Origin of the sequence: Pectinatus haikarae (assembly GCF_015732185.1) — a bacterium.
Classification (GTDB): domain Bacteria; phylum Bacillota; class Negativicutes; order Selenomonadales; family Selenomonadaceae; genus Pectinatus; species Pectinatus haikarae.
This window is the reverse complement of sequence record NZ_WIQM01000011.1, coordinates 1-22077: the sequence shown is the minus strand read 5'-3', so window position 1 is coordinate 22077 and position 22077 is coordinate 1. Positions and strand designations below refer to the sequence as shown.

Annotated in this window: 18 protein-coding genes; 4 read left to right on the top strand and 14 right to left on the bottom strand. The window is 40.0% G+C overall.

What is annotated here, in order from left to right:
- Positions 1-157: 157 nt before the first annotated feature.
- The 10 genes from I6758_RS07765 to mfd all read right to left on the bottom strand — a co-directional run bounded on the left by I6758_RS07765 (position 158) and on the right by mfd (position 11944).
- Entirely contained in the window at positions 158-697 is a 540-nt protein-coding gene (locus I6758_RS07765) for an NYN domain-containing protein (protein WP_231038586.1), read from the bottom strand.
- Between the two features lie 15 nt (positions 698-712).
- Positions 713-1642, bottom strand: a complete 930-nt coding sequence (gene rlmB / locus I6758_RS07760) for a 23S rRNA (guanosine(2251)-2'-O)-methyltransferase RlmB (protein WP_231038585.1) — start codon at positions 1640-1642, stop codon at positions 713-715.
- A 3-nt stretch (positions 1643-1645) separates the two neighbouring features.
- Positions 1646-2332, bottom strand: coding sequence for an FAD-dependent thymidylate synthase (gene thyX, locus I6758_RS07755; RefSeq protein WP_196604642.1), 687 nt, complete (start codon positions 2330-2332; stop codon positions 1646-1648).
- Positions 2333-2423: 91 nt separating this feature from the next.
- A complete protein-coding gene (locus I6758_RS07750) occupies positions 2424-3929 on the bottom strand; it encodes an IMP dehydrogenase (protein ID WP_196604641.1) in 1506 nt (501 codons plus the stop codon).
- Positions 3930-4144: 215 nt separating this feature from the next.
- Positions 4145-4612, bottom strand: a complete 468-nt coding sequence (locus tag I6758_RS07745; protein WP_196604640.1) for a regulatory protein RecX — start codon at positions 4610-4612, stop codon at positions 4145-4147.
- Positions 4593-5693, bottom strand: coding sequence for a recombinase RecA (gene recA, locus I6758_RS07740; protein ID WP_196604639.1), 1101 nt, complete (start codon positions 5691-5693; stop codon positions 4593-4595). Before recA ends, I6758_RS07745 begins: the two co-directional genes overlap by 20 nt.
- A gap of 103 nt (positions 5694-5796) precedes the next feature.
- Positions 5797-6537: an SDR family NAD(P)-dependent oxidoreductase gene (locus I6758_RS07735; protein ID WP_231038584.1), complete on the bottom strand. Its 741-nt coding sequence runs from the start codon at positions 6535-6537 to the stop codon at positions 5797-5799.
- A gap of 195 nt (positions 6538-6732) precedes the next feature.
- Complete coding sequence (locus tag I6758_RS07730; protein ID WP_132548939.1) at positions 6733-7005, bottom strand: HU family DNA-binding protein; 273 nt, start codon at positions 7003-7005, stop codon at positions 6733-6735.
- A gap of 162 nt (positions 7006-7167) precedes the next feature.
- On the bottom strand, positions 7168-8631 hold the full coding sequence (gene yabN, locus I6758_RS07725) for a bifunctional methyltransferase/pyrophosphohydrolase YabN (RefSeq protein ID WP_196604638.1): 1464 nt from the start codon (positions 8629-8631) through the stop codon (positions 7168-7170).
- A gap of 13 nt (positions 8632-8644) precedes the next feature.
- Positions 8645-11944: a transcription-repair coupling factor gene (mfd, locus tag I6758_RS07720; RefSeq protein WP_196604637.1), complete on the bottom strand. Its 3300-nt coding sequence runs from the start codon at positions 11942-11944 to the stop codon at positions 8645-8647.
- A gap of 290 nt (positions 11945-12234) precedes the next feature.
- On the opposite strand from mfd, the gene I6758_RS07715 reads away from it, so the two are divergent.
- Complete coding sequence (locus I6758_RS07715) at positions 12235-13854, top strand: GDSL-type esterase/lipase family protein (protein ID WP_196604636.1); 1620 nt, start codon at positions 12235-12237, stop codon at positions 13852-13854.
- A gap of 33 nt (positions 13855-13887) precedes the next feature.
- Here I6758_RS07715 and I6758_RS07710 read toward each other — a convergent pair whose 3' ends face one another.
- From I6758_RS07710 to pepD, 4 genes are all read right to left on the bottom strand, one after another.
- Positions 13888-15138 carry a methionine gamma-lyase family protein gene (locus I6758_RS07710; protein WP_196604635.1) on the bottom strand — a complete coding sequence of 417 codons (1251 nt, stop codon included), beginning with the start codon at positions 15136-15138 and terminating at the stop codon, positions 13888-13890.
- An 83-nt stretch (positions 15139-15221) separates the two neighbouring features.
- On the bottom strand, positions 15222-15416 hold the full coding sequence (gene rpmB / locus I6758_RS07705) for a 50S ribosomal protein L28 (RefSeq protein ID WP_196604634.1): 195 nt from the start codon (positions 15414-15416) through the stop codon (positions 15222-15224).
- An 82-nt stretch (positions 15417-15498) separates the two neighbouring features.
- Complete coding sequence (locus I6758_RS07700; RefSeq protein ID WP_231038583.1) at positions 15499-16638, bottom strand: acyltransferase; 1140 nt, start codon at positions 16636-16638, stop codon at positions 15499-15501.
- On the bottom strand, positions 16635-18104 hold the full coding sequence (pepD, locus tag I6758_RS07695) for a beta-Ala-His dipeptidase (protein ID WP_196604633.1): 1470 nt from the start codon (positions 18102-18104) through the stop codon (positions 16635-16637). Before pepD ends, I6758_RS07700 begins: the two co-directional genes overlap by 4 nt.
- Positions 18105-18422: 318 nt before the next feature.
- Between pepD and dnaG the strand changes: the two genes are divergently transcribed.
- The 3 genes from dnaG to I6758_RS07680 are packed head-to-tail and all read left to right on the top strand — an operon-like array spanning position 18423 to position 21884.
- Complete coding sequence (gene dnaG / locus I6758_RS07690) at positions 18423-20210, top strand: DNA primase (RefSeq protein WP_196604632.1); 1788 nt, start codon at positions 18423-18425, stop codon at positions 20208-20210.
- Positions 20211-20264: 54 nt separating this feature from the next.
- Positions 20265-21392, top strand: coding sequence for an RNA polymerase sigma factor RpoD (gene rpoD / locus I6758_RS07685; protein ID WP_196604631.1), 1128 nt, complete (start codon positions 20265-20267; stop codon positions 21390-21392).
- Positions 21393-21404: 12 nt separating this feature from the next.
- The gene (locus I6758_RS07680; RefSeq protein WP_196604630.1) at positions 21405-21884 is read left to right on the top strand and encodes an S-adenosylmethionine decarboxylase family protein; all 480 of its coding nucleotides are present in this window, start codon (positions 21405-21407) and stop codon (positions 21882-21884) included.
- The last annotated feature ends 193 nt before the right edge of the window (positions 21885-22077 follow it).

Genomic DNA, 22077 nt, shown 5'->3' with positions numbered 1-22077 from the left:
AAATCCTGCAAAAAGTACCATGATGTACTTTAGCTACGCACAATCAAATAATATTCACGGATTTTTCAGCAGACAACATTCTTCTATTGCTGAAATCTGCAGACAATAAGCTTCGTGCTCTGCCCGAAATAAAAGCTGAAACTGGATAAAAAGATATTTACCGATCATAATGTTTTTTACGCATTATATCAAGTTGTTTCAATACAGCAGGTTCAATTCTATCTGCGATCTCATTTCTCGCAGCAGAAGTCAGTTTACTGCTTGAACAACGATTACGCAATTTTTTTCTGACTCCAGTGATTGCTTTGCTCAATTCCTTTACAGTCATACGATATGCCCCTGCACCCAAAACGGCGTTCTGTTCCGCACCATCAGATGTAGCTACAAATACATCTCTGCCTTCATGAACCAGCTCGTATGCCAATCTTTCAATGTAACTGTCCGCCGTTTCATTCTTTTTGGTATAAACAATTTCAAAATGATCATTCATTTGCTCAAATGATTGCACTGAAGATGTATATAAAGCATCAAACACAACTGTAACATCATATTTTTCATAAGCACCATATTCCACTAGCATATGAATAAGCTTATCACGGGCATGTTCTAAATCATTGCTCTTCTTCAGCAGCTCCGGCCAGCAATTTATAACATTATATCCATCGACAATAAGATGTGCGCACATTTTGACGTTCATACCAAATTCTCCTTCTTATTTCATACGCTGCTTCAAGACCTCATACATGAGTATGGCCGCCGCGTTAGAAGCATTGAGCGAATTTATTTTTCCCCTCATGGGTATCTTTACCAAGAAATCACAAGATTGTCGCACAAGCTGGCCTATTCCTTTTCCTTCACTGCCAACTACAATAAGTAATGGTCCTGTCAGATTGGCATCATAAAAGAAAGTCTCACCCGAAGCATCAGCCCCGGCTACCCAAAACCCCTTAGTCTTAAGCTCAGCAATAGTCTGGGCAATATTGTTCACTCTGACGACCGGCACATATTCTATGGCGCCTGCCGATACTTTGGCAACGGTGGATGAAAGAGGACAGCTGCGCCGTTTTGAAATTATGACTCCGTGTGCACCGGCAGCATCCGCCGTTCTAAGCACAGCACCTAAATTATGAGGATCTTCCAATTCATCAAGCAAAACTAAAAACGGTACTTCATTTTTTTCGGCAATTCCGGCAAGAACATCATCAAGTTCAGCATAATCAACAGGCGGCGTATATGCAATTATACCCTGGTTATGTTCTGCCCCTGAAAGAGCATCAAGTTTATTTTGGCTGACAGTATGAATAATAACTCTGGAATTTCTCGCCATTGATATTATTTCCTGCATTGAACCGCCATGCGCATTTTCTGCCGTCAGTATTTTATTAATATGTCTGCCGCTTTTCAAAGCCTCTCTTACGGCATTACGCCCGGCAATTATATCCGGAGAAATTTCTTGTGTCTGTTCAGAAGCTTCTGCCGTTTTTTGAGCATCTCTGAATTTAGCGGTCCTGCCAGTGAATTTTCTTTCCTCCCGGTCCTTAGTTTTAGTATTTTTTCTTCTGCCAAAAGACTCTGCAGATCCTGTGCTTTTCTTTTTTATACTCGATGAGTTTTTTTTATTAAAAGGCATCTTTTTCTCCATTCATTATTCTTCACGTAATTTTATCATTTCGTCAAACATACCACAGGTCATATCGCCCTCCGGGCACACTCCTGTAGCAACACACGAGGCCCCTGCATTTTTAAAAAGCAGAGGCGCCGCATTCTTTACCTCTTTCAACATCATATAGGCCATAGCTCTTATCTCCCACTGAGCACGATGACAGCAGCGCAAAGAAAAAAAATGCTGCAGCGATCTTGCATTGAAAGTAACTACTATCTTAGTTTCTGCGGCATTCGCCAAAACATAGCGGGCGTCCTCTTTCGGTATGCCCATTTGTGTTAATTCATCATACGCTGTCCTTATTTTTTGCATCAGATCAGTAAATTTTTTTGCTGCCGTTTCATTTTTTTGGATAGACGGAGGCAGTATATATTCAAAATCATGTTCAGCAACATAGCGTTGAGACTGCTGTGAATATGAGGCAATGCGATGTCTCACAAGCTGATGAGTCAGAACACGCGATATTCCTTCGATTGCAAAGGTAAAACTAACATGTTCCAGAGTTGATGCATGCCCCATTTTCACTATTTTTTTTACAAGCTTTTCGACCTGTCCATCACTCATCTTTTCTGCCAGCTCTTCGGCTCCCACCGGTGAATAACACAATCGCGCCGCCATCGCCACTGTCCGTTCCGGTTCAGATGTATATTTTATGAGCTTTACTTTCATCTTCGGCCTCCATTTAAAAAACAGCCATTGCCAGAACGCAATGGCTGTTTTTATTATACCATTAATTATTGATCATTAGCATTTTCCTGAATTATTCGTGAGAAAATTTATCCTTCAGAATAACATCATGTGAACCGCCCTCGACTATGCTAGTTGAAGAAACCAATGTCAGCTTTGATTTTTGTTGAAATTCCTTTATCGTCAAAGCACCGCAGTTGCACATGGTAGACCTCATTTTACTCAGAGAAAGTTCAACATTATCTTTTAAGGAACCTGCATATGGCACATATGAGTCAACGCCTTCTTCAAAAGATAATTTTTTATCACCACCCATATCATAGCGCTGCCAGTTGCGGGCCCTATTTGAGCCTTCACCCCAGTATTCCTTTAAGTACGTACCATTTATACGTACACGATTGGTAGGACTTTCATCAAACCGTGAAAAATATCTGCCAAGCATCATAAAATCTGCACCCATAGCCAACGCCAGCGTCATATGATAATCATGAACAATGCCGCCATCTGAGCAGATAGGTATATAGACACCGGTTTCTCTATAATATTCATCCCTGGCCTTGGCGACGTCAATAACAGCCGTCGCTTGTCCGCGGCCGATCCCCTTGGTTTCACGTGTAATACATATTGACCCGCCGCCGATGCCAACTTTAATAAAATCTGCTCCCGCTTCGGCGAGAAATCTGAAACCTTCCGCATCAACAACATTTCCCGCACCGACCTTGACATCGTCACCGAATTCCTCATGTATATACTTTAACGTGATACTCTGCCATTCACTGAATCCCTCTGATGAGTCTATACAAAGAACATCAGCACCAGCATTCAGCAAAGCCGGTACACGTTCTGCGTAGTCGCGCGTATTGATACCCGCGCCGACAAGATAACGTTTTTTGTTATCGATAACTTCATTTCTGTTTTGTTTGTTATCTGTATAATCTTTACGAAAAACCATATAACGCAGACGCTGATTTTTATCTACCAGCGGCAGCATATTCAATTTATTGTCCCATATCATATCATTAGCCTGCGACAAATTCGTGGTATCAGCATCTGCATAAACCAGTTTAGCAAATGGTGTCATAAATTCTTCCGCAGTTTGGTCCATAGACATACGTGTGATGCGATAATCGCGGCTGGTAACTATCCCTACCAGTTTTCCCGTAGCTGTGCCATCATCCGTCACAGCCATAGTGGAATGACCGGTCTCATCTTTAAGTTCCAATATTTCACCGAGAGTGGTAGTCGGTTTAATATTGGAATCACTGCTTACAAAACCGGATTTATAATTTTTCACGCGGGAAACCATCTCTGCCTGCTGTTCTATCGACTGAGATCCGAATATAAAAGAAACACCGCCTTCTTTAGCAAGTGCAATAGCCATTGTATCATCTGATACAGCCTGCATTATAGCCGATGTCATGGGTATATTAATCTTTATTTTTGACTCTTCCCCCTTTTTAAATTTTACCAACGGGGTTTGAAGTGAAACATTCACAGGGATACATCTATCTGATGAATAACCTGGGACTAACAGATATTCGCCAAAGGTATGAGACGGTTCTTCAAAAAAATATGCCACGTTACATTCTCCTTTTCCTAAATCATTTCCTAAATTTATTAGTATAAATGATAGTACGTATATTCAGCACTTGTCAACCATATATAGCAAAAAACTGCCGCAATAGACAACAGCAGTTCACTGACAGCGCTTATAAAGTTTTACATTTATACAATCATTTCATTATACATATATATCTGCTGCCGCAAAAACAGGCAAAAAATAACCATCCTGCCTTAATTGCTCTGTATAAGTTCACTATTTGCGGATTCATCAGCTGCATAACGGATACTTGACATAGAAAAACCCTTGCGATAAAGATATTGCATAAATTTATCAATATCCTTATTTTTTTTCATATATCTTTGCCAGATACTATATGCCGTGATTTTTTCATAGTCTGATAGTTCCTGCGGTGTACATCTATCAATAACATTCGCTGAAAAGCCCTTCATTTTAAGCTTTGCCTTGATCTGCAAAACACTGTATTTTTTTTCTGCAAGATACCTAGACCAATATCTGATGCAAAGCTGTTCATCGTCCAAGTATCTTTTTTCAATAAGCCTGGCAACAGCAGCATCAATCTCCTGTTGTTCATAGCCGCAGCGAAAAAGTTTATCCACGATCCGGTTTACGGAATAATCCTGCACAGACAAATAATCTATAGCTTTTGCCAGTGCGGACTTACTGTTTCTTGTCTGCATCAGTGATCACCTTGTTGTCGCCTGCTGCATTTTTTTCTTTATTCTGCATGCTTTTGTTTTTTTCAATCTCCGTCTGAGCTTCCGGCATTACCTTGTCCCTGATCTTGTCCTCGATTTCCTGACTCATTTCCGGGTTTTCCTTAAGGAACAGCTTTGCATTTTCTTTTCCCTGTCCCAATCTGGTACCGCTGTATGAATACCAGGTACCACTCTTATCTACTATTTCAAAATTGGTACCCAAGTCGATGATACTCCCCTCCCGGGAAATCCCTTCTCCATACATAATATCAAACTCGGCCTGTTTAAATGGCGGTGCCACTTTATTTTTTACTACTTTTATACGTGTCCTGTTGCCTACTATATCATTTCCCTGTTTTATCGTATCAATCTTACGTACATCCAAGCGTATGGTAGCATAAAACTTAAGCGCCCGTCCCCCTGTTGTCGTCTCAGGACTGCCAAACATAACGCCAACTTTTTCCCTTATCTGATTTATGAATACAACGGTAGTCCTTGATTTACTGATATAGCCTGTAAGTTTACGCATCGCCTGAGACATAAGACGTGCCTGCAGCCCCACATGCGAATCTCCCATTTCTCCTTCTATTTCAGCCTTAGGCACAAGTGCCGCAACAGAATCAACAACCACTACATCAACTGCTCCGCTCCGCACCAAAGCATCGGCTATTTCCAAAGCCTGTTCACCATTATCAGGCTGTGATATAAGCAGTTCATCTATATTGACACCCAGCCTTTTTGCATAAACAGGATCAAGTGCATGTTCCGCATCAATAAAGGCCGCTGTTCCTCCTATTTTTTGTGCTTCAGCTATTATATGCAGAGCTACTGTTGTTTTCCCAGAAGATTCCGGCCCATAGATCTCAACTATCCTTCCGCGCGGCACACCGCCTACCCCGAGAGCTATATCAAGAGCCAAATTTCCCGAATGGATTACTTCTATATTCATATTGACTGAAGCTTCACCCAGCTTCATGATTGCCCCTTTGCCAAAGTCACGCTCAATCTGTTTTAAGGCATTTTCCAAGGCCTGATCTTTATCCAGAACCTGATTTTTTTCCATTTATTTGAATACCAGCCTTTCTTTCATTTAGCTTGATTATACCTGAGTTAATAGATAAAATCAATATAAAATAAAGAAACCTGAATATTGATATACGTATATCTTAACAAGAAGTAAGTCCTCCGTCCACCGTCCATGCTGCACCTGTTACAAAAGATGCCTCTGCCGATGCCAGAAAATATATTACCGAGGCAGCCTCATGCGCCGTACCAATACGTCCGATCGGATAAAGAGAAGCAGCCGCACGGGCATCATCTTCATCTTTGAATTGTTTTCTCGTAAGCGGAGTGTCTATATCACCCGGGCATACACAATTAACACGTATACCACAGCAAGAAAGTTCAAGAGCCAATGCTTTAGTAAACACAGTTACGGCACCCTTGGACGCACAATAGGCACTGCAAAAATAATTGCCGTTTATCCCCGCATCCGAAGAAACATTTACAATGGAAGGCGCAGAAACACTTTTTTGCAAAAGAGGAAGAATATATTTGCACATAAAATATGTGCCCTTTATGTTTATTCCCATAACAGCATCAAACTCTGCTTCTGTGACGTCAGTAATCGCCTTTTCCTGATATATTCCTGCTGAGTTTACCAGTACATCAACGACCGGGAATTGCGCAGCTATCATTTCCGACGCATTTTCACACTGAGCGCATACACTCACATCTGCTTGAATGAAATAGAAATGTTCCTTTCCTTCCCGCACAGATGTCCTTGCCATGTCAAAATTTCTTTTTGACCTTCCCACTGCTGTGACAACATCCCCGTTTTTCAAATACAATTTTGCTAAAGCCAGCCCAATTCCTGAAGTACCCCCTGTTATGACTATCGTCCGCAATTTTTCTTCTCCTAAAAAAATATAGAGCCTGATAGTAGATCACCAGGCTCTGCGAGTAAAATCAATTAATAAGTTCTATCTCCAGTGCAAAAGATCACATTCGGGATTCAGAAATTATTATGCACGAAATCTGACCGCTCTTTACTTGCAACTTGTTAAAAGCAAAGCAACAGCGCGGACCATTCCTCAAACAAATTAATTCACAGCATCTTTCAATGCCTTGCCTGCTTTAAATACAGGATTTTTAGATTCAGGGATTTCGATGGTATCACCAGTTTGAGGATTGCGCCCCTTACGAGCTGCACGTGCTCTTACTTCAAATGTACCAAAGCCAATTATCTGTACTTTTTCTCCCTTTACCAAGGTATCCTGTACACTAGCAAAAATAGCGTTAACTGCCTTTTCAGCGTCTTTTTTTGTTAAACCAGCCTGTTCAGCAACGCTGGCCACCAATTCGGATTTGTTCACGAATATAGCCTCCTTTTGATTTTGTTACGATACTCTCAATTCGCTGTAACTTGCTCGTTTCCTTTTTTTATCTATAAAATTTATAAAAATTTATAGTTTTTTCCAAAATACGGCATAATAAAAGCCATTTTTTATATTTCAAACAATAACCATTAATAATATTTATTTTGCTCTGGCATTTTCAAAATCTTTTGCTTCATCCCACAATGTATCCAATTCTTCCATTTCATATGTCTCCCATTGTCGTTTTTCCGCCTTGATTTTTTTTTCTATGTAAGAAAACCGTCGGCGGAATTTTTCGTTGCTGCCTAGCATGGCTATTTCCGCGTTGACCTTCAAAAAACGTGATAAATTAACTATTGTGAATAAAACATCGCCCAGCTCATCTTCTATTTTTTTCCTATCGCCTGATGCTTCAGCTTCTTTCAACTCATTTATCTCCTCGCTGAGCTTCTGCCACACCGGTTTCACATTCTTCCAATCGAACCCGGCTTTAGATGCCTTATTCTGGAGCTTGTAGGCACTCATAAGTGCCGGCAGATCTTTTGGTATTCCATCCAGGATCGATTTTCTCTCACTTTTTTCCTGTCTTTTTATGGCTTCCCAGTTAAGCAGCACCTCTCCGGCATCTCTGACTGATATATCACCAAAAACATGTGGATGGCGGTGCACCAATTTTTTTGTCACACCGTCAATAACATCCTGCATAGAAAAAAAGCCGGTTTCCTCTGCCATTCGCGCATGAAAAACAATCTGCATTAAAAGATCGCCCAATTCTTCGCACAACAGCTTGGGATCTTGAAAATCAATGGCTTCAATGACTTCATAGACTTCTTCAATAAGATTCTGGCGAAGAGATTTATGTGTCTGGATAATATCCCACGGACAGCCGCCCGGGGCACGCAGTCTATTTATTATATCCTCTAACGGCGACAATGTAAACTGATCCTTCTGCCTTTGAAATGCCGGCACATAAAGGCTTGTTAAATAATCAATTTCTTTATGCCTGTCAAGTTCAAACAGGGGCAAACGAGTAATTTTTTTCTCCGGCAGTCCCAGCCTGTAAAGCAGCACCACCTCATAATCATCAGGCAGTTCATTCATCAAGGTCAGCTTTACCTCAGAGGCCGTGTGAATATCATACAACTGAGTTATGACAACACCTGATGCCAGATTTACTTCCTGCTTTTTCAGGGCAAGAGCATCTGTTATTAACAGTCCGTTTATCGGATCTATTCCCAGTTGCGTGTAAATTAGTTCCAGAAAACTCATACCCGGATATATTTTTAATTCTATATTTTTTGCCAAGGCCAATTTTTTTATAAAACCTACTGTACGTTCAGCTACCATCGGACTGCCCGGAACAGCGTAAACCACATTGGTACTTTTCGCACGCTCCACAATATCATTGCTTATTCGTTCATAAACATCTTCGAAAGAGTCAGCTTCTTCGTACAGACGATCATATGTGATAAAGCTGACTCCTTCTTTTTCCAGCTCGTCTGCAGCAGGATGATATTTTGTCCGCAGACATAATAACTCCGCTCCTGCCATCACCCTCCATGTTTCTCTGGTAATCAGTTCGGCCCCAGATGGCCCCAGTCCCACTATTTCTATTTTTCCCATTTTAATACTCCTTTCACTGCTGCAGATCCTCGCCTTCCATTCTTTTTAATGTACGCATGATTATATTTAATGGATCAGCCATATTCTTAGGCGTGAGTTTGAGCTGTATTATATTGCTTTTTCCCTGAGAAAATTTTATCAGGCCTCCCATATATCTGCGCATGACTAGCAGATTATCTGCCTTTATACTATGTGCCTGCTGCAAAGTAAAATCAATATACTCCTTCTTTTCTACTATTGATTTTATCCCAAGATCTCTTGCATAATTTTTTATTTCTGCTATTCTCAGCAAATTTTCAACAGGCGGAGTCATCCTGCCGAAACGATCAGCCAGTTCTTCCTCTAATCCTTTTATTTGCCCATCGTTGCGCAGCGCAGCAATTCTCTGATAAATCTCCATTTTATGCATGGCATCATCAATATAATCACCATCAATATATGCATCAATCTTTATTTCAATCAGAGGTTCATCCTGCACTTTTATCTTTTCACCCGTACGCATCTGCTCCACAGCTTCCTCCAGCAGTCTGCAGTACATTTCAAAACCTACGCTGGCTATATGTCCATGCTGCCGTGCCCCCAGCAAATTGCCGGCCCCCCGGATCTCAAGATCCCTCATAGCTATTTTAAAACCAGAACCCAATTCGGCAAAATCTTTTATAGCCTGCAATCGCTTTTCCGCTGTTTCTGTCAATACTCTGTTCTTTCGGTAAACAAAATAGGCGAATGCCATATTTTTTGATCTTCCTACCCGGCCCCTCATTTGATACATTTGAGACAGACCAAATTTATCAGCATCATAAATTATGATTGTATTTGCATTAGCTATATCCAGCCCGTTTTCGATAATGCTTGTCGCCAGTAAAACATCGTATTTACCTTCATAAAAATCCATCATAGCCTTTTCCAGCATACTTTCCGGCATTTGTCCATGGGCAGTTTTGATTCTAGCTTCTGGCAGCATGTCCGTTAGTTTTAAATACATTTTATCTATAGTATCAACACGATTATAAATAAAATATACCTGTCCACCACGGCGCAGTTCTCTTTTTATTGCGTCACGAATAATTTCATCATTATTTTCTATGACGTAGGTTTGGATCGAAAAACGCTCTTTTGGCGGAGTTTCAATGATACTCATATCCCTCGCACCTACCAAAGACATATGCAGTGTACGCGGAATAGGGGTCGCACTCAGAGTAAGCACATCCAGATTTTTGCTCAGCTGCTTTATCTTCTCTTTCTGCTTGACACCGAACCTCTGCTCTTCATCTACTATAAGCAAACCGAGATTGCTGAATTTTACCTTTTTGCTGTTCAAAATAGCGTGTGTGCCTATAAGAATATCGATCTGTCCCGTCATAACTTTTTCCAAGGTTTGTTTTTGTTCTTTAGGCGTACGAAAACGGCATATTACATCTATTATCGGCGCAAACTCTTCAAATCTGCTGGAAAAAGTCTGATAATGCTGCTGTGCCAACACCGTTGTCGGTACAAGGACAGCCACCTGTTTTCCATCCATGGCAGCCTTAAATGCGGCACGTATGGCCACCTCTGTTTTACCGAATCCCACATCGCCGCATAGAAGTCTGTCCATTGGTTTCTCTTTTTCCATATCAGCCTTTATTTCTTTCACAGATGCCAACTGATCTGGTGTTTCCTCATAAGGGAAAGCATCTTCGAACTCATGCTGCCATGGAGTATCTGACGGAAATGCATATCCCTTTCCTTCTTTCCTCTCTGCATACAATTTAACAAGTTCCTTGGCTATCTTTTCAACGGCCTCCTGAGCTTTTGCTTTTGCCTTTCCCCAGGCTACTCCGTCCATTTTGCTCAGTCTCGGTACGTCCCCCTCACTGCCAATATATTTTTGCAGCAGATGCACCTGATCAGTGGGAACAAAAAGCTTGTCATCACCGCCATATTTTATATGCAGATAATCACGATGCACACCATTTACCGTTATTGTTTTTACTCCCAAATACTTTCCGATGCCATGATTGATATGCACCACATAATCGCCTACATTAATATCACGGAAATGTGTTATTTTTTCTCCCTTATTCTTTTGACGAAGAACAGCACGTTTTTTCTGCCTTCCCATAATATCTTTTTCTGTAATTACGACCAAATGAGCATGCGGCAGTTCAAAACCATTCCCCAATACCCCCGTCATTATACACACGAGGCCGCTCGTGAATTTTCCGGAGCGCGAAAAATTGGCAGGAATATTATGCTGATTAAGAATATCATGCATATATTCTGCCTTTTGTTCATCATCCATTAAAATCATAATATCATTTTTATTGATAAGCCAATTTTTTAATTCTTCACACATCATCTCCAGCTGCCGCTGAAAAGGCACCATTGCCTTTACAGTGATGCTTATCAATTTATCGGGTTCGGCAAATTGTATTTTTTGCAGCATCAATGAAGAATATATAACGTTTTTTTTGCAGGCTGCTGCCAAAAGCTGTTCCCAAGAAAAAATATTATTTTTGACTTCCGGTATTTCTTTGACCAAAGTAGAAATTTCTTCACGAATGCGCAATGGCTCATCTATAATTATAACAGAATCTTCTGGCAAGTATGACAAAAATATTGATTTCTTGCCATTATTTTCATCTGGAGCCAATGGCATTACCGTGACTGAGCCTACATTTTCTACCGATCTTTGTGAATCTAGACCAAAGATACGTATCGATTCAACAGTATTATCAAAAAATTCTATACGAAAAGGATCAACTGCATTGATTGGAAAAATATCAACTATTCCGCCGCGTGAACTGAACTGCCCCATATGCTCTACCTGATCTATATTCTCGTATCCCAGTCCTGTCAGCTTAGCAAGCAATATTTCCCTGTCCATCTGATTGCCTATTTTTATCGTCAAGCTGTATTTATCGAAGTCTGCCTTCGACAAATTTTTCTGCACAGCCGCCGCAGTACTGGCGATGACGATCAAGGGCTCTTCCTGTGTCAGCCGCCCTAACACCTCCATCCGCTTAGCCGTCAGTTCCATACTTTTAGCCGTGGCAGAAACAGTCATCATATCAAGCACCGGCAGTTCCATTATAACTGCATCTTTTGGCAGCAGCGCATTCATATCGATCAGCCATTCCCCTGCTGCTTCATTATTACTGCAGACAATAACTATAGTCATAGGTTTTTGCATATAGCAGGCTGCAGCTGCCGCATGCTTTTGTGAACCGGACAATCCATATATGTATGCTTGACCCTTGCTGCGGTTATAGCAGTTTATTAATTCTGCCACACTTGGATCAGATGATATCTTTTTAAAAAGCGCGTCCATAAATACCTCCTTCTGCAAACCCAAAAAGGGACCTATCAAAAGGATTTATCCCTGACAGTCCCTGAGCACATTTTTTTATTATAAGATTTAAATTTCATATCGTCAAGTAAGACCGTCTTATGAAAGTTTCTGCACTTTACCTTCTTGAATCTTTTCGCTATAATATTTTATTAAAGAATTTTTTTCTCTCACATTCTAATTTTTTGATAATTACTTTTTAATAAAAATATGCTAAAATATATTTTCATGCTTATTATTTGAAAACATAAATAGCTATCGAGGCCGATAAAATGAAAAAATTCATAGCCTTTGCTGTTATTATCCTATATTTTACCTTGGTATGTATCTTCTTGGCAGAAAAAACAGATATCATGAATCTGGAAAATTTCCCCTGGCATGTACAATTTGAAAAAAATAACCTCATATTATGGCAGCGGCTTCCTTATCCCAGTTATTATGAAATAGATATTTTTACAAAGAATCCTGATAATCCCGCTGTCAAAACTCCCTTTCATCTTATAAAAAGAGATTTTTCATTTACTAACAAGTATGAACTTCCTCCCACTATATATCCTACATATTACCGGGTTAGGGCTCATGGGTTATTTGGTATCATATCCGATTCTTCTTTTGTCGGTGATCCTGTTTTTACGGGCAGTCCTCTTATTCCCACGCCTATAACAAATTATACATCAGATTCACCAGCCAGTATACGTCCATATCTTATATGGCACACGGTACCCGATGCTGTTTATTATGAGCTTGAGTTATTATCAGGTCCTCCCGATGATCCCGATGGCATTGAACTTTCGCAAGTAAATCATCTTTTCAGCAGCCGCAGTATTTTTACACACGGCTATCAAGCTGATCTGTCTCCCTATTTATATAACCCTCATATTTTTTGGCGGGTAAGAGGCCTGGATGCGCGTGGAAATCCTATAGGTATTTTCTCTGAAATACAACAGATACATATTGATAAAAGCTTGACCCCGCCGTCAAAGCCATTGCCGGACTCTTATGATACTCTGCCTGACAGTCCTGTCCCTCTTTATCCTGTATATCATTGGCTGCCGATGTATAATGCCAGCCGATACGAAGTGGAACTGCTTGATCATCCACCTTTAAGGGAAAATGATACGTCTGCCTCCCTTGATCGTCTCGAATCCATTGTTGTTGATAATCTTTTCAGCGCTTATGACCCGAAGCCAATGATCAAATCTGGCACCTATTATTGGCGTGTACGCGCGATTGATCAAGCAGATCAGCCAATAGGTACATGGTCTGATTCTCAAAAAATAACCGTTTCGTCCGTAGCAGAACGAACCAGAGATGTTGCCGTCTTTGGTGACAGCATAAGCCACGGAGGCGGCAATATCTCTTATTCTCCTGCTAATTTAGAATACAATTATCAAACCTATTTAGATTTTCCTACAGTGAATCTTGCCAAAAGCGGCGATACTTCCCGTATGTCACTCGAACGCTTTGACAAAGATGTCCTTATCTTTGCTCCGCGCAATTTATTGATCATGGCTGGCACAAACAGTCTGAGGGACAGCAGTATCAGTGCTCAGATGATAATAAATGATCTGCAGGCTATTTTTGCAAAGTGTAAAAAAAATAATATACGTCCTATATTCCTGACATTGACCCCCTTAAATGCCGCAAATATAGAAACTGTTTTTAATGTTGATACCGATCCTGCATGGAAAGAAAAAATGACACAGGTAAATGATTACATTCGTACATTGCCATATTATATAGATCTTGAACCTTATTTTTATGATGAAAATGGCAATCTATCCGAAAAATACTCTCCGGACGGACTTCATCCTGATTTGATCGGTAAACAACTGATGGCAGCTATAATCAATCAGCACAAAGAACTTTTTATACTGCCTGACGGAAAATAAAAGCATGACCCGGAAAAAATCCGGGTCATGCTTTTATTTTCCATTCTTTATATTTTCCATTTCTTGTGCTGCCCCCATAGCAGCTATAACCCCATGTTCAAAAGTAAGTGCGCCTTGCATATATACAGCATACGGGCTGCGCATCGGTCCGTCCGCACTCAGTTCTATGGACGCTCCCTGAATAAAGGTTCCTGCTGCCATTATCACTTGATCCGTATAACCCGGCATATCCCACGGCTCAGGCGCGGCAAAAGAATCTACCGGTGAATATTTCTGTATGCCGCGGCAAAAAGCAATAAGTTTTTCTCTTGTTTTTAATTCGATGGCCTGTATTATATCACCGCGCTTATCATTGATATCCGGCCGTACATTATATCCCAGCCTGCTGAAAAAAGCTGCAGCAAATACAGCACTTTTCACTGCCTGCGCCACCACATGCGGTGCCAGAAACAAACCTTGAAAAAGCAATCGATTATTTGAAAGTGATGCGCCAAGCTCCGCCCCCATTCCCGGAGAGGTAAGACGATAAGAGGCCAGGTCCACCAATTTTTTCCGGCCTGCGATATACCCTCCGGTCGGCGCTAATCCCCCACCGGGGTTTTTTATTAAAGACCCTCCTATTATATCAGCACCAACTTCTGTCGGTTCTCTTTCTTCAATAAACTCACCATAGCAATTATCCACAAAACATATACAATCCGATTTTACATTTTTCACGAAACCGCATATATTTTCTATATCCTTTACTGTCAATGTGGGTCTCATACTATATCCGCGTGAGCGCTGTATTAAAACCATTTTCGTTTTTTCATTTATACATCTTCTCACCGCTTCATAATCCACATGTCCGTCCTCAGTTAATTCTGCCTGTCTATACCCAATGTTGAATTCCTTTAAAGATCCCGGAATATCTTTTTCATGTCCTATAACAGTTCGCATCGTATCATAAGGTGCGCCCATTACCGCCGTCAATTCATCTCCCGGCCGCAGAATTCCGAATAAAACTGTTGCCAAAGTATGCGTTCCAGACACAAAATGTGTTCTGACAAGCGCCGCTTCAGTCTTAAATACCCAAGCATAAAGCTCCTCAAGTTTTCCCCTGCCTATATCATCGTAGGCATAACCGCTGGAAGTGTTAAAATGGGCTTCAGAAACTTTTACTTTCCTCATTGCGTTCAAAATCTTCAGCGTATTTTTTTCTGCCATTTTATCAGGACAGACAAAATACGGCTGGCATTCCTTCAATGCCTCATCTCTTGCTTGTAATATCTTTTCTGAAAACATTTTTTCTCCTGACTGATTAAAATCAAATAGAAAAAACCCCTATCCTTTTGGGATAAGGGCTCTATAAAAGTAGAGAGCGCAAATTAATTAGCACGCTGGACTTTACTGTTGGTACGCATACACCGAGTGCAGACATTGATGCTCTTCACTTCACCATCTACAACCGCGTGCACACGCTGAATATTAGGCTTCCATGTACGCTTTGTCTTCAAATGAGAATGGCTGACATTCATTCCCGCCATTTCACCCTTACCACAAATTTCACAAACATTTGCCATCTATAATACGCCTCCTTAATAAGCTCATTGAATAACACACAATAGAAATAATATATCATAACTTTACTGCTAATGCAAGATTTTATTTATGTTTGGGATATATACCGATTGTCAGGAAATTAATATACGGACAATATTTCTCTGAAAAACACCTGCAGAAAACAGCCGCGATGATAGACAAAAATACCACCGCTGCATAAAATATCATGCTGCTTACCGCTGTCATAACAAGATTAAGTTTGACCATAACGGCGGCAAGCACAGATATAAATATGGGATGACATAAATATGCAAAATAAGAATGTTGTCCCAAAAGAGAGAAAAAACTTTTCACAGACTCAGGATATCTGCAATTGCAGAATTCACTGAATAAAAATATAACCGCCCCTATTGTATAAATCATTCCTGCCGGTGAAAGCTGATGTGCCGTATTGATTGCTTCCAAGGCTGTATAACCTTCCGCAAAAATGCAGTAATAATAATATCCCAAAAGTCCTGCAAGAGAAGCTATAAAAAACATTCTTATAAATTTACGTCTTTCTTTCATAAATGCCCGAAATTTTTCAAAATGTACCGCCAGAAACCCGCCTAAAATAAATATGAATACATAATGAACAACCCAATAATTCAACCGATACACAAGCAGATCTTTTATAAGAGGATTTATTATACCGTAGGGATTCATTATAAAGCTGGAATAGTAATCAAAAACTATCTGGGCAAGCAGTAAGAGAAAAAGGCTCTTCCTGCTGCTGTGCTTGACCATATATATCCATAGCGGCATAAATAAGTAAAACCATATAAGTATAACCATAAAATATAACTGATAAGAAGCGATCCCGAAAAACAACAAATAAACCATATGGAAGGGGTTCAATACAGAAGGGTCATTATATCTGACCGCATAAAGAGCTGTATAAAAAAACGACCACACAAAATATGGCACCAAAACCGTCTTAAAACGTTTTTTCATAAACTGCGAATAATCAAATTTTGCATTTATATCTAAATTATAAAAAAGCCCGAAAGCTGAAATAAAGAAGAAAATCGGTACAGAAAATCTCGTCATTATTTCAAAAACGGCTATAAGCTGTATATTGGCATTGGTGTTTATTATATACTGAGACCCCACATGAATGCCTATAACGCCCAGCATAGATATTCCGCGCATATATTCAATAGCATTAATACGCGGTTTCTTCAAAGCCATATTGCCGATCATACCGCCTTTCTGCCGTTTCCTGCAATCCTTGAAACAATTTCCATCATAAGCAGTATCTGCGGTACCACTGTATCAAGCTGCAATTTTTCCTGTGGAGTGTGGATGTCAATATTATTAGGACCTATCGAAATAATATCTGCATCGCTTTTTTTATCGGCAAAATAATTGCACTCCAGTCCGCCATGAATGAATTCAAGCTGCATCGGTTTATTATTCTGTTCTTTAAATATCTCCGCGGCAATGCCTGCCAGCGCGCTGTCCGGGTTCCCCTTCCATGCAGGTGAAGTCGGTGCAAATACAGCAGTAAATCCACTCATTTCAGACAAATTTCTATAAGCGGTTTTTATAAAAGAAAGATTGGCATTTGTGGCGCTTCTTGCCAATAAGCGGACAGAAACTTTATTGTCAGCAACACCCAGCCTGCCTATATTAGCAGATAATTCAGGCAGCGCATTCACTGTCTGTGACATAGCATATACTCCACTATGCAAAACACAAAGAAGCGCAATCAATGCTTTTGCATCTTCTTCCACGATCACTGCCGGCGGCATGGCTGTTTCCTCAAAAATAAATTTGGCATTTTTTTCTATCGCCCCATATACTTCACCAAATTCTTTTTCCTGCCTTTCTAAGATCATCTTTATCTTACCTTCATGATCTGCATTGTACACTATATCTGCAAAAGCTTCCGAGGCAATAGCATTATCAGCCCTACCGCCTTTTATTTCGGCAAGAGCAAAATCTATTCTTTCCTCATACAGACTGCACAGAACAAGTGCCAGCATTTTGATTGCATTACATCTGTTTTTATTTATTTCCGTCCCCGAATGACCGCCAAGCAAATTTTTTATACCTATATGCGCACTGTGAAAATCTTCCCTTGGCTGACCAAACCTAATGTTCTTCTCAAAGCTGACACGTACGCTGCCCGCACTGGCTATGGTTACCACATCATAATCTTCAGAATCGCAATTTATAATGTAAGAAACATCCTGCAGATATTTTTTATCAAGACCGCGGGCTCCCGTCATTCCCTGTTCTTCATCTACTGTGAAAACAGCGCGCAAGGGTCCATGTTTAAAATTCTGCGCCAAAAGATAAAATATACTGGCTATGCCTATACCGTCATCAGCTCCCAGACTCGTTCCCTCGGCAGATAAAAATTTCCCGTCATTCTTTATTTTTATAGGATCATGAAGCGGATCGTATGTTATTCCTTCTTCAGCAATGCAAACCATGTCCATATGACTTTGCAGCATGACTAAAGGAACATTAGCAAAACCATCTGCCGCCTTTTTTTCGGCTATTACATTGTTATATTTATCCTGATAAACCACAAGCCCCATACTCTTCAGCCTTGTGACAATATAATCGCTCACATTTTTTTCATGCCCGGACGGTCTTGGTATTTTCGCCAGTTCGCCAAATTCTTTGAGAACTTTTTCCAATATGATATTTTCAGCCAAATTAATTCCCCCTAAATGCTATATTTCTTATCCTAACAAATTAGATATAAAAAAACAACGAATTTACAACAAAAAAAGGATATCAGGAATTTTTATTGAATTTAATTCATAACAAACAAATTAATGAAAACTATGGATACGCTGATTTATAGGAGAACTGCACAAAATAAACAAAAGCTATTTCCGCTTTGTTTTCTTTATAAACCATCAATTTCCAAATTATTGTGTTTAAGTCAAATTTTATTAAAGGAAATTTAACATTAACATAGAATCTTATTTATTTGTCTCGTTAAATTTTCAAGCACACGGGTGAATATCATGTTAGACAATACTTCATATAATGATTTCGTGGAAAGAGTCTATTCTTCATCCGATATCTTAAAAGTTGTATCTTCCTATGTTTCATTGAAAAAACGCGGTCATAATTATTGGGGCTGTTGTCCATTTCATAGAGAAAACACACCTTCCTTTTCCGTAGTACCGGATGAAGGCTTTTTCTATTGCTTCGGTTGCCATAAAGGGGGAAATGTATTTAAATTTGTATCGCTCATAGAAAATATCTCCTACGGAGAAGCGATAAGACTCCAAGCCGAACGGCTTAACATTCCTATTCCCCAAAAGAAGAAATCAGCAATACAAGTAAAAAAAGAACAGGAAATAAAAAGCCTGTACAAAATTCATGAAATGGCTCAGAACTTTTTTCATAATTGCCTTACAAAAACCGGCTATGGAAAACCTGGTATACTTTACCTTCAAAAACGCGGTATCAATAAGGAGATTATCGAAAAGTTCCATTTGGGATTTGCACCTCCTGGATGGGACAAATTATCGTCTGCATTTATAAAACGCGGTATCAATGTAGAATTGTTGCTGCAGGTTGGTCTAATCGTAAAGAAAAAATCAGGAGGTCACTATGATCGGTTCCGAGAACGCTTGATTATTCCCATCGCTGATGAAAAGGGACAGCCTGTGGGCTTCGGTGCCCGCACCCTCGGTAATGATCAGCCCAAATACCTCAATTCACCGGAAACGGCTTTATTCAATAAACGCCGTTTATTATTTGGGCTAAACGAGGCAAAAAAGTTTATCCGCCACCAAGAATATTCTATAGTTGTTGAAGGTTATATGGATGCTATCGCTCTGGCAAGCAGTGGTATTTGCAACACAGTTGCTTCATTGGGTACGGCCTTTACAGTTGAACAATGTAAAAAGCTTATGCGGTATTCTCCCAATATTTATTTTTGCTATGACAGTGATGCAGCCGGACAGCTGGCTACTATACGGGCTTTATCAATCGCACACGGCAGTGGTGCCAACGTAAAAGTTATCACCCTGCCCGACGGAAAAGATCCTGATGAGTTTATCCGCAAACACAGCGCCTCTGCTTTTACCAAGCTTATTGATGAAGCTTTAAATTTTATTGACTTTCATTTGTATCACATAGTGCATACTATTGATTATACGGCACTTGAAGGCAAATTAAAAGCAGTGACTCTCATCCTTCCCGTTCTGGCTTCGGTAGACAATTCAGTTGAGTCTAATGGTTATATAATCCGGACGGCTCAAACGCTGGGAATTGATGAAACGGATCTGCGATCTGAGCTGCAAAAGCATCAACGAAAAAGTAAGCACTCAAATTTGCCTGTGATAAAATCTATGAAATCTATTGACGGAACTGGTAACGATGCCATTATCAAAGCCGGCAGATACATAATCAGCAAAATCTGGCGTGAACCAGATATTGTGGATTATATTATGGCTTCTATCTCTATGGATGAATTTACCGATAAAAATCACCGTGAAATATTATCCTACACAGTAAGACAGGCTGCTGATCATGAACCTGTCAGTGACATAACCGCTTCAGAACTTTTAAGTGATACTGCTTACACCGAATTATCACGCTGTATCGTAGAAAATGAAAATAATGCTGAAACTGATTTATTGGATGATTATCTGAAAACTATCCATCTATCATATTTGAAAAAAAGTTATCTGGAACACAGTTTAAGAGCTGATGAGCTGGAGCGAAAAGGCGATAATGGGTTTCAGCAGGAACTTAGAGAAATTCAGCGAATTATTAAAGAAATGGATGGAGTTAATTGAGCATTATGCAGACTGGTTTGTACTCTTATATACTATTGGGGAGGAGGCATGTGTATGCAACAAACAACTAAACAGACACCTGCTGCGATCTCACAAAGTGCCGAATTCATAAAAGTCCTGCTTTCAAAGGGAAAGAAAAAAGGCGGCGTTCTTACTTATGGTGAAGTAATGGAAGCGTTGCAAAGCGTTGACCTTTCGCCGGAGGAAATAGATGATCTGTATGAAAAATTTACCAAAAAAGGCATTGACATTGTTGATGAAAATTCAAGTGAGAAGTTATCTGATGACGCGGGTCAAAACGATTCTGACAGTAAGACTGATGATGATATTGATCTGAGCATACCTGAGGGCATCAACATTGATGACCCTGTCCGTATGTATCTCAAAGAAATTGGCCGTGTGCCTCTACTGAATGCCGATGAAGAAATAGCATTGGCTAAACAAATGGAAAATGGCGATATAAATGCTCAAAAAAGGCTGGCAGAGGCAAATTTGCGTCTTGTCGTCAGCATTGCCAAAAGATATGTAGGACGTGGTATGCTCTTCCTCGATTTAATTCAAGAGGGTAATCTAGGTCTCATAAAAGCCGTAGAAAAATTTGATTACAACAAAGGATATAAATTCAGCACCTATGCTACCTGGTGGATAAGACAAGCTATAACTCGCGCCATTGCTGATCAGGCACGTACAATTCGAATACCTGTTCATATGGTGGAAACAATCAACAAGCTTATCCGCGTTTCACGGCAGCTCTTGCAATCTTTAGGGCGTGATCCTACCCCTGAAGAAATTGCCAATGAAATGGAAGTAACTGTCGAACGTGTCAGGGAAATAATGAAGATTGCTCAGGAACCTGTTTCTCTGGAAACACCTATAGGGGAAGAAGAAGATTCTCATCTTGGCGATTTTATTGAAGACCATGATGCACCTGCCCCAGCTGAGGCAGCTTCATTCGTTCTTCTAAAAGAACAGCTTGAAGATGTTTTAAAGACTCTTACTCCGCGAGAAGAAAAAGTATTACGGCTTCGTTTTGGTTTGGATGACGGACGGGCCAGAACCTTGGAAGAAGTAGGCCAAAGTTTTGGTGTAACACGTGAGCGTATTCGTCAGATAGAAGCTAAAGCGCTACGAAAACTGCGCCATCCCAGCCGCAGCAAAAAACTTAAAGATTTCCTCGAATAAAGGAGTATTTGCGTGAAAATTTTAGCACGGCAGCTCGCTATTGACATGTATAACTGCAATCCGGAAAAATTAAGCAATGCCTCTTTATTATCAGATTCTCTAAAGAATGTTTTGCATAAAAATGGTCTTACTCCTTCACAAACTGAAGTAAAATCTTTTGATCTGAACCATTTTGTCATCTTCATTCCTTTGGATGAAGGACACCTCACCATTCATGTGTACCCTGCTTTAAAATACGCTGCAATTGATTTATTCGTTTGCAAGGAAAATAATTCACCTGAAAAAACTGTTCGTGCTTTACGTAAAATTATAAAACCTGAAGAAACAAAAATGACTTATTTGTGCAGAGGAGATTTTGGTACTGTTTCAGATATGAAACCTCATATCAAGGTCAAAATTGCGCCTTTACGCCGTATTCAAAATACAGGTGTAAAAGTTATCCATCTTTTGCCTGGTCGCAATCTGGTAAAAAAACTTCGTCGGAAAAAATAACTTTATTGTTTTCATAAAAAGGATGCCTGACAAAATTTTTGTCAGGCATCCTTTTTATTCATCGCAGATTAAAATAAAAGCAGCTTGTACACGTACATACAAGCTGCCTTCAGCAATAACTCAATATTAAATACCTCTTTATTCTTTTGTCTGCATATACTCTCTCGCGATTGAGAATATACACTTTATAAAA

Bases quoted from the DNA above. Each gene is read 5' to 3' on its own strand.
- thyX (WP_196604642.1), bottom strand. From the start codon at position 2,332: ATGAAAGTAAAGCTCATAAAATATACATCTGAACCGGAACGGACAGTG.
- I6758_RS07700 (WP_231038583.1), bottom strand. From the start codon at position 16,638: ATGATCGGCAATATGGCTTTGAAGAAACCGCGTATTAATGCTATTGAA.
- rpmB (WP_196604634.1), bottom strand. From the start codon at position 15,416: ATGGCAAATGTTTGTGAAATTTGTGGTAAGGGTGAAATGGCGGGAATG.
- I6758_RS07765 (WP_231038586.1), bottom strand. From the start codon at position 697: ATGAACGTCAAAATGTGCGCACATCTTATTGTCGATGGATATAATGTT.
- dnaG (WP_196604632.1), top strand. From the start codon at position 18,423: ATGTTAGACAATACTTCATATAATGATTTCGTGGAAAGAGTCTATTCT.
- mfd (WP_196604637.1), bottom strand. From the start codon at position 11,944: ATGGACGCGCTTTTTAAAAAGATATCATCTGATCCAAGTGTGGCAGAA.
- rpoD (WP_196604631.1), top strand. From the start codon at position 20,265: ATGCAACAAACAACTAAACAGACACCTGCTGCGATCTCACAAAGTGCC.
- I6758_RS07715 (WP_196604636.1), top strand. From the start codon at position 12,235: ATGAAAAAATTCATAGCCTTTGCTGTTATTATCCTATATTTTACCTTG.
- I6758_RS07710 (WP_196604635.1), bottom strand. From the start codon at position 15,138: ATGTTTTCAGAAAAGATATTACAAGCAAGAGATGAGGCATTGAAGGAA.
- rlmB (WP_231038585.1), bottom strand. From the start codon at position 1,642: ATGGAGAAAAAGATGCCTTTTAATAAAAAAAACTCATCGAGTATAAAA.
- I6758_RS07745 (WP_196604640.1), bottom strand. From the start codon at position 4,612: ATGCAGACAAGAAACAGTAAGTCCGCACTGGCAAAAGCTATAGATTAT.
- recA (WP_196604639.1), bottom strand. From the start codon at position 5,693: ATGGAAAAAAATCAGGTTCTGGATAAAGATCAGGCCTTGGAAAATGCC.
- yabN (WP_196604638.1), bottom strand. From the start codon at position 8,631: ATGGGAAAAATAGAAATAGTGGGACTGGGGCCATCTGGGGCCGAACTG.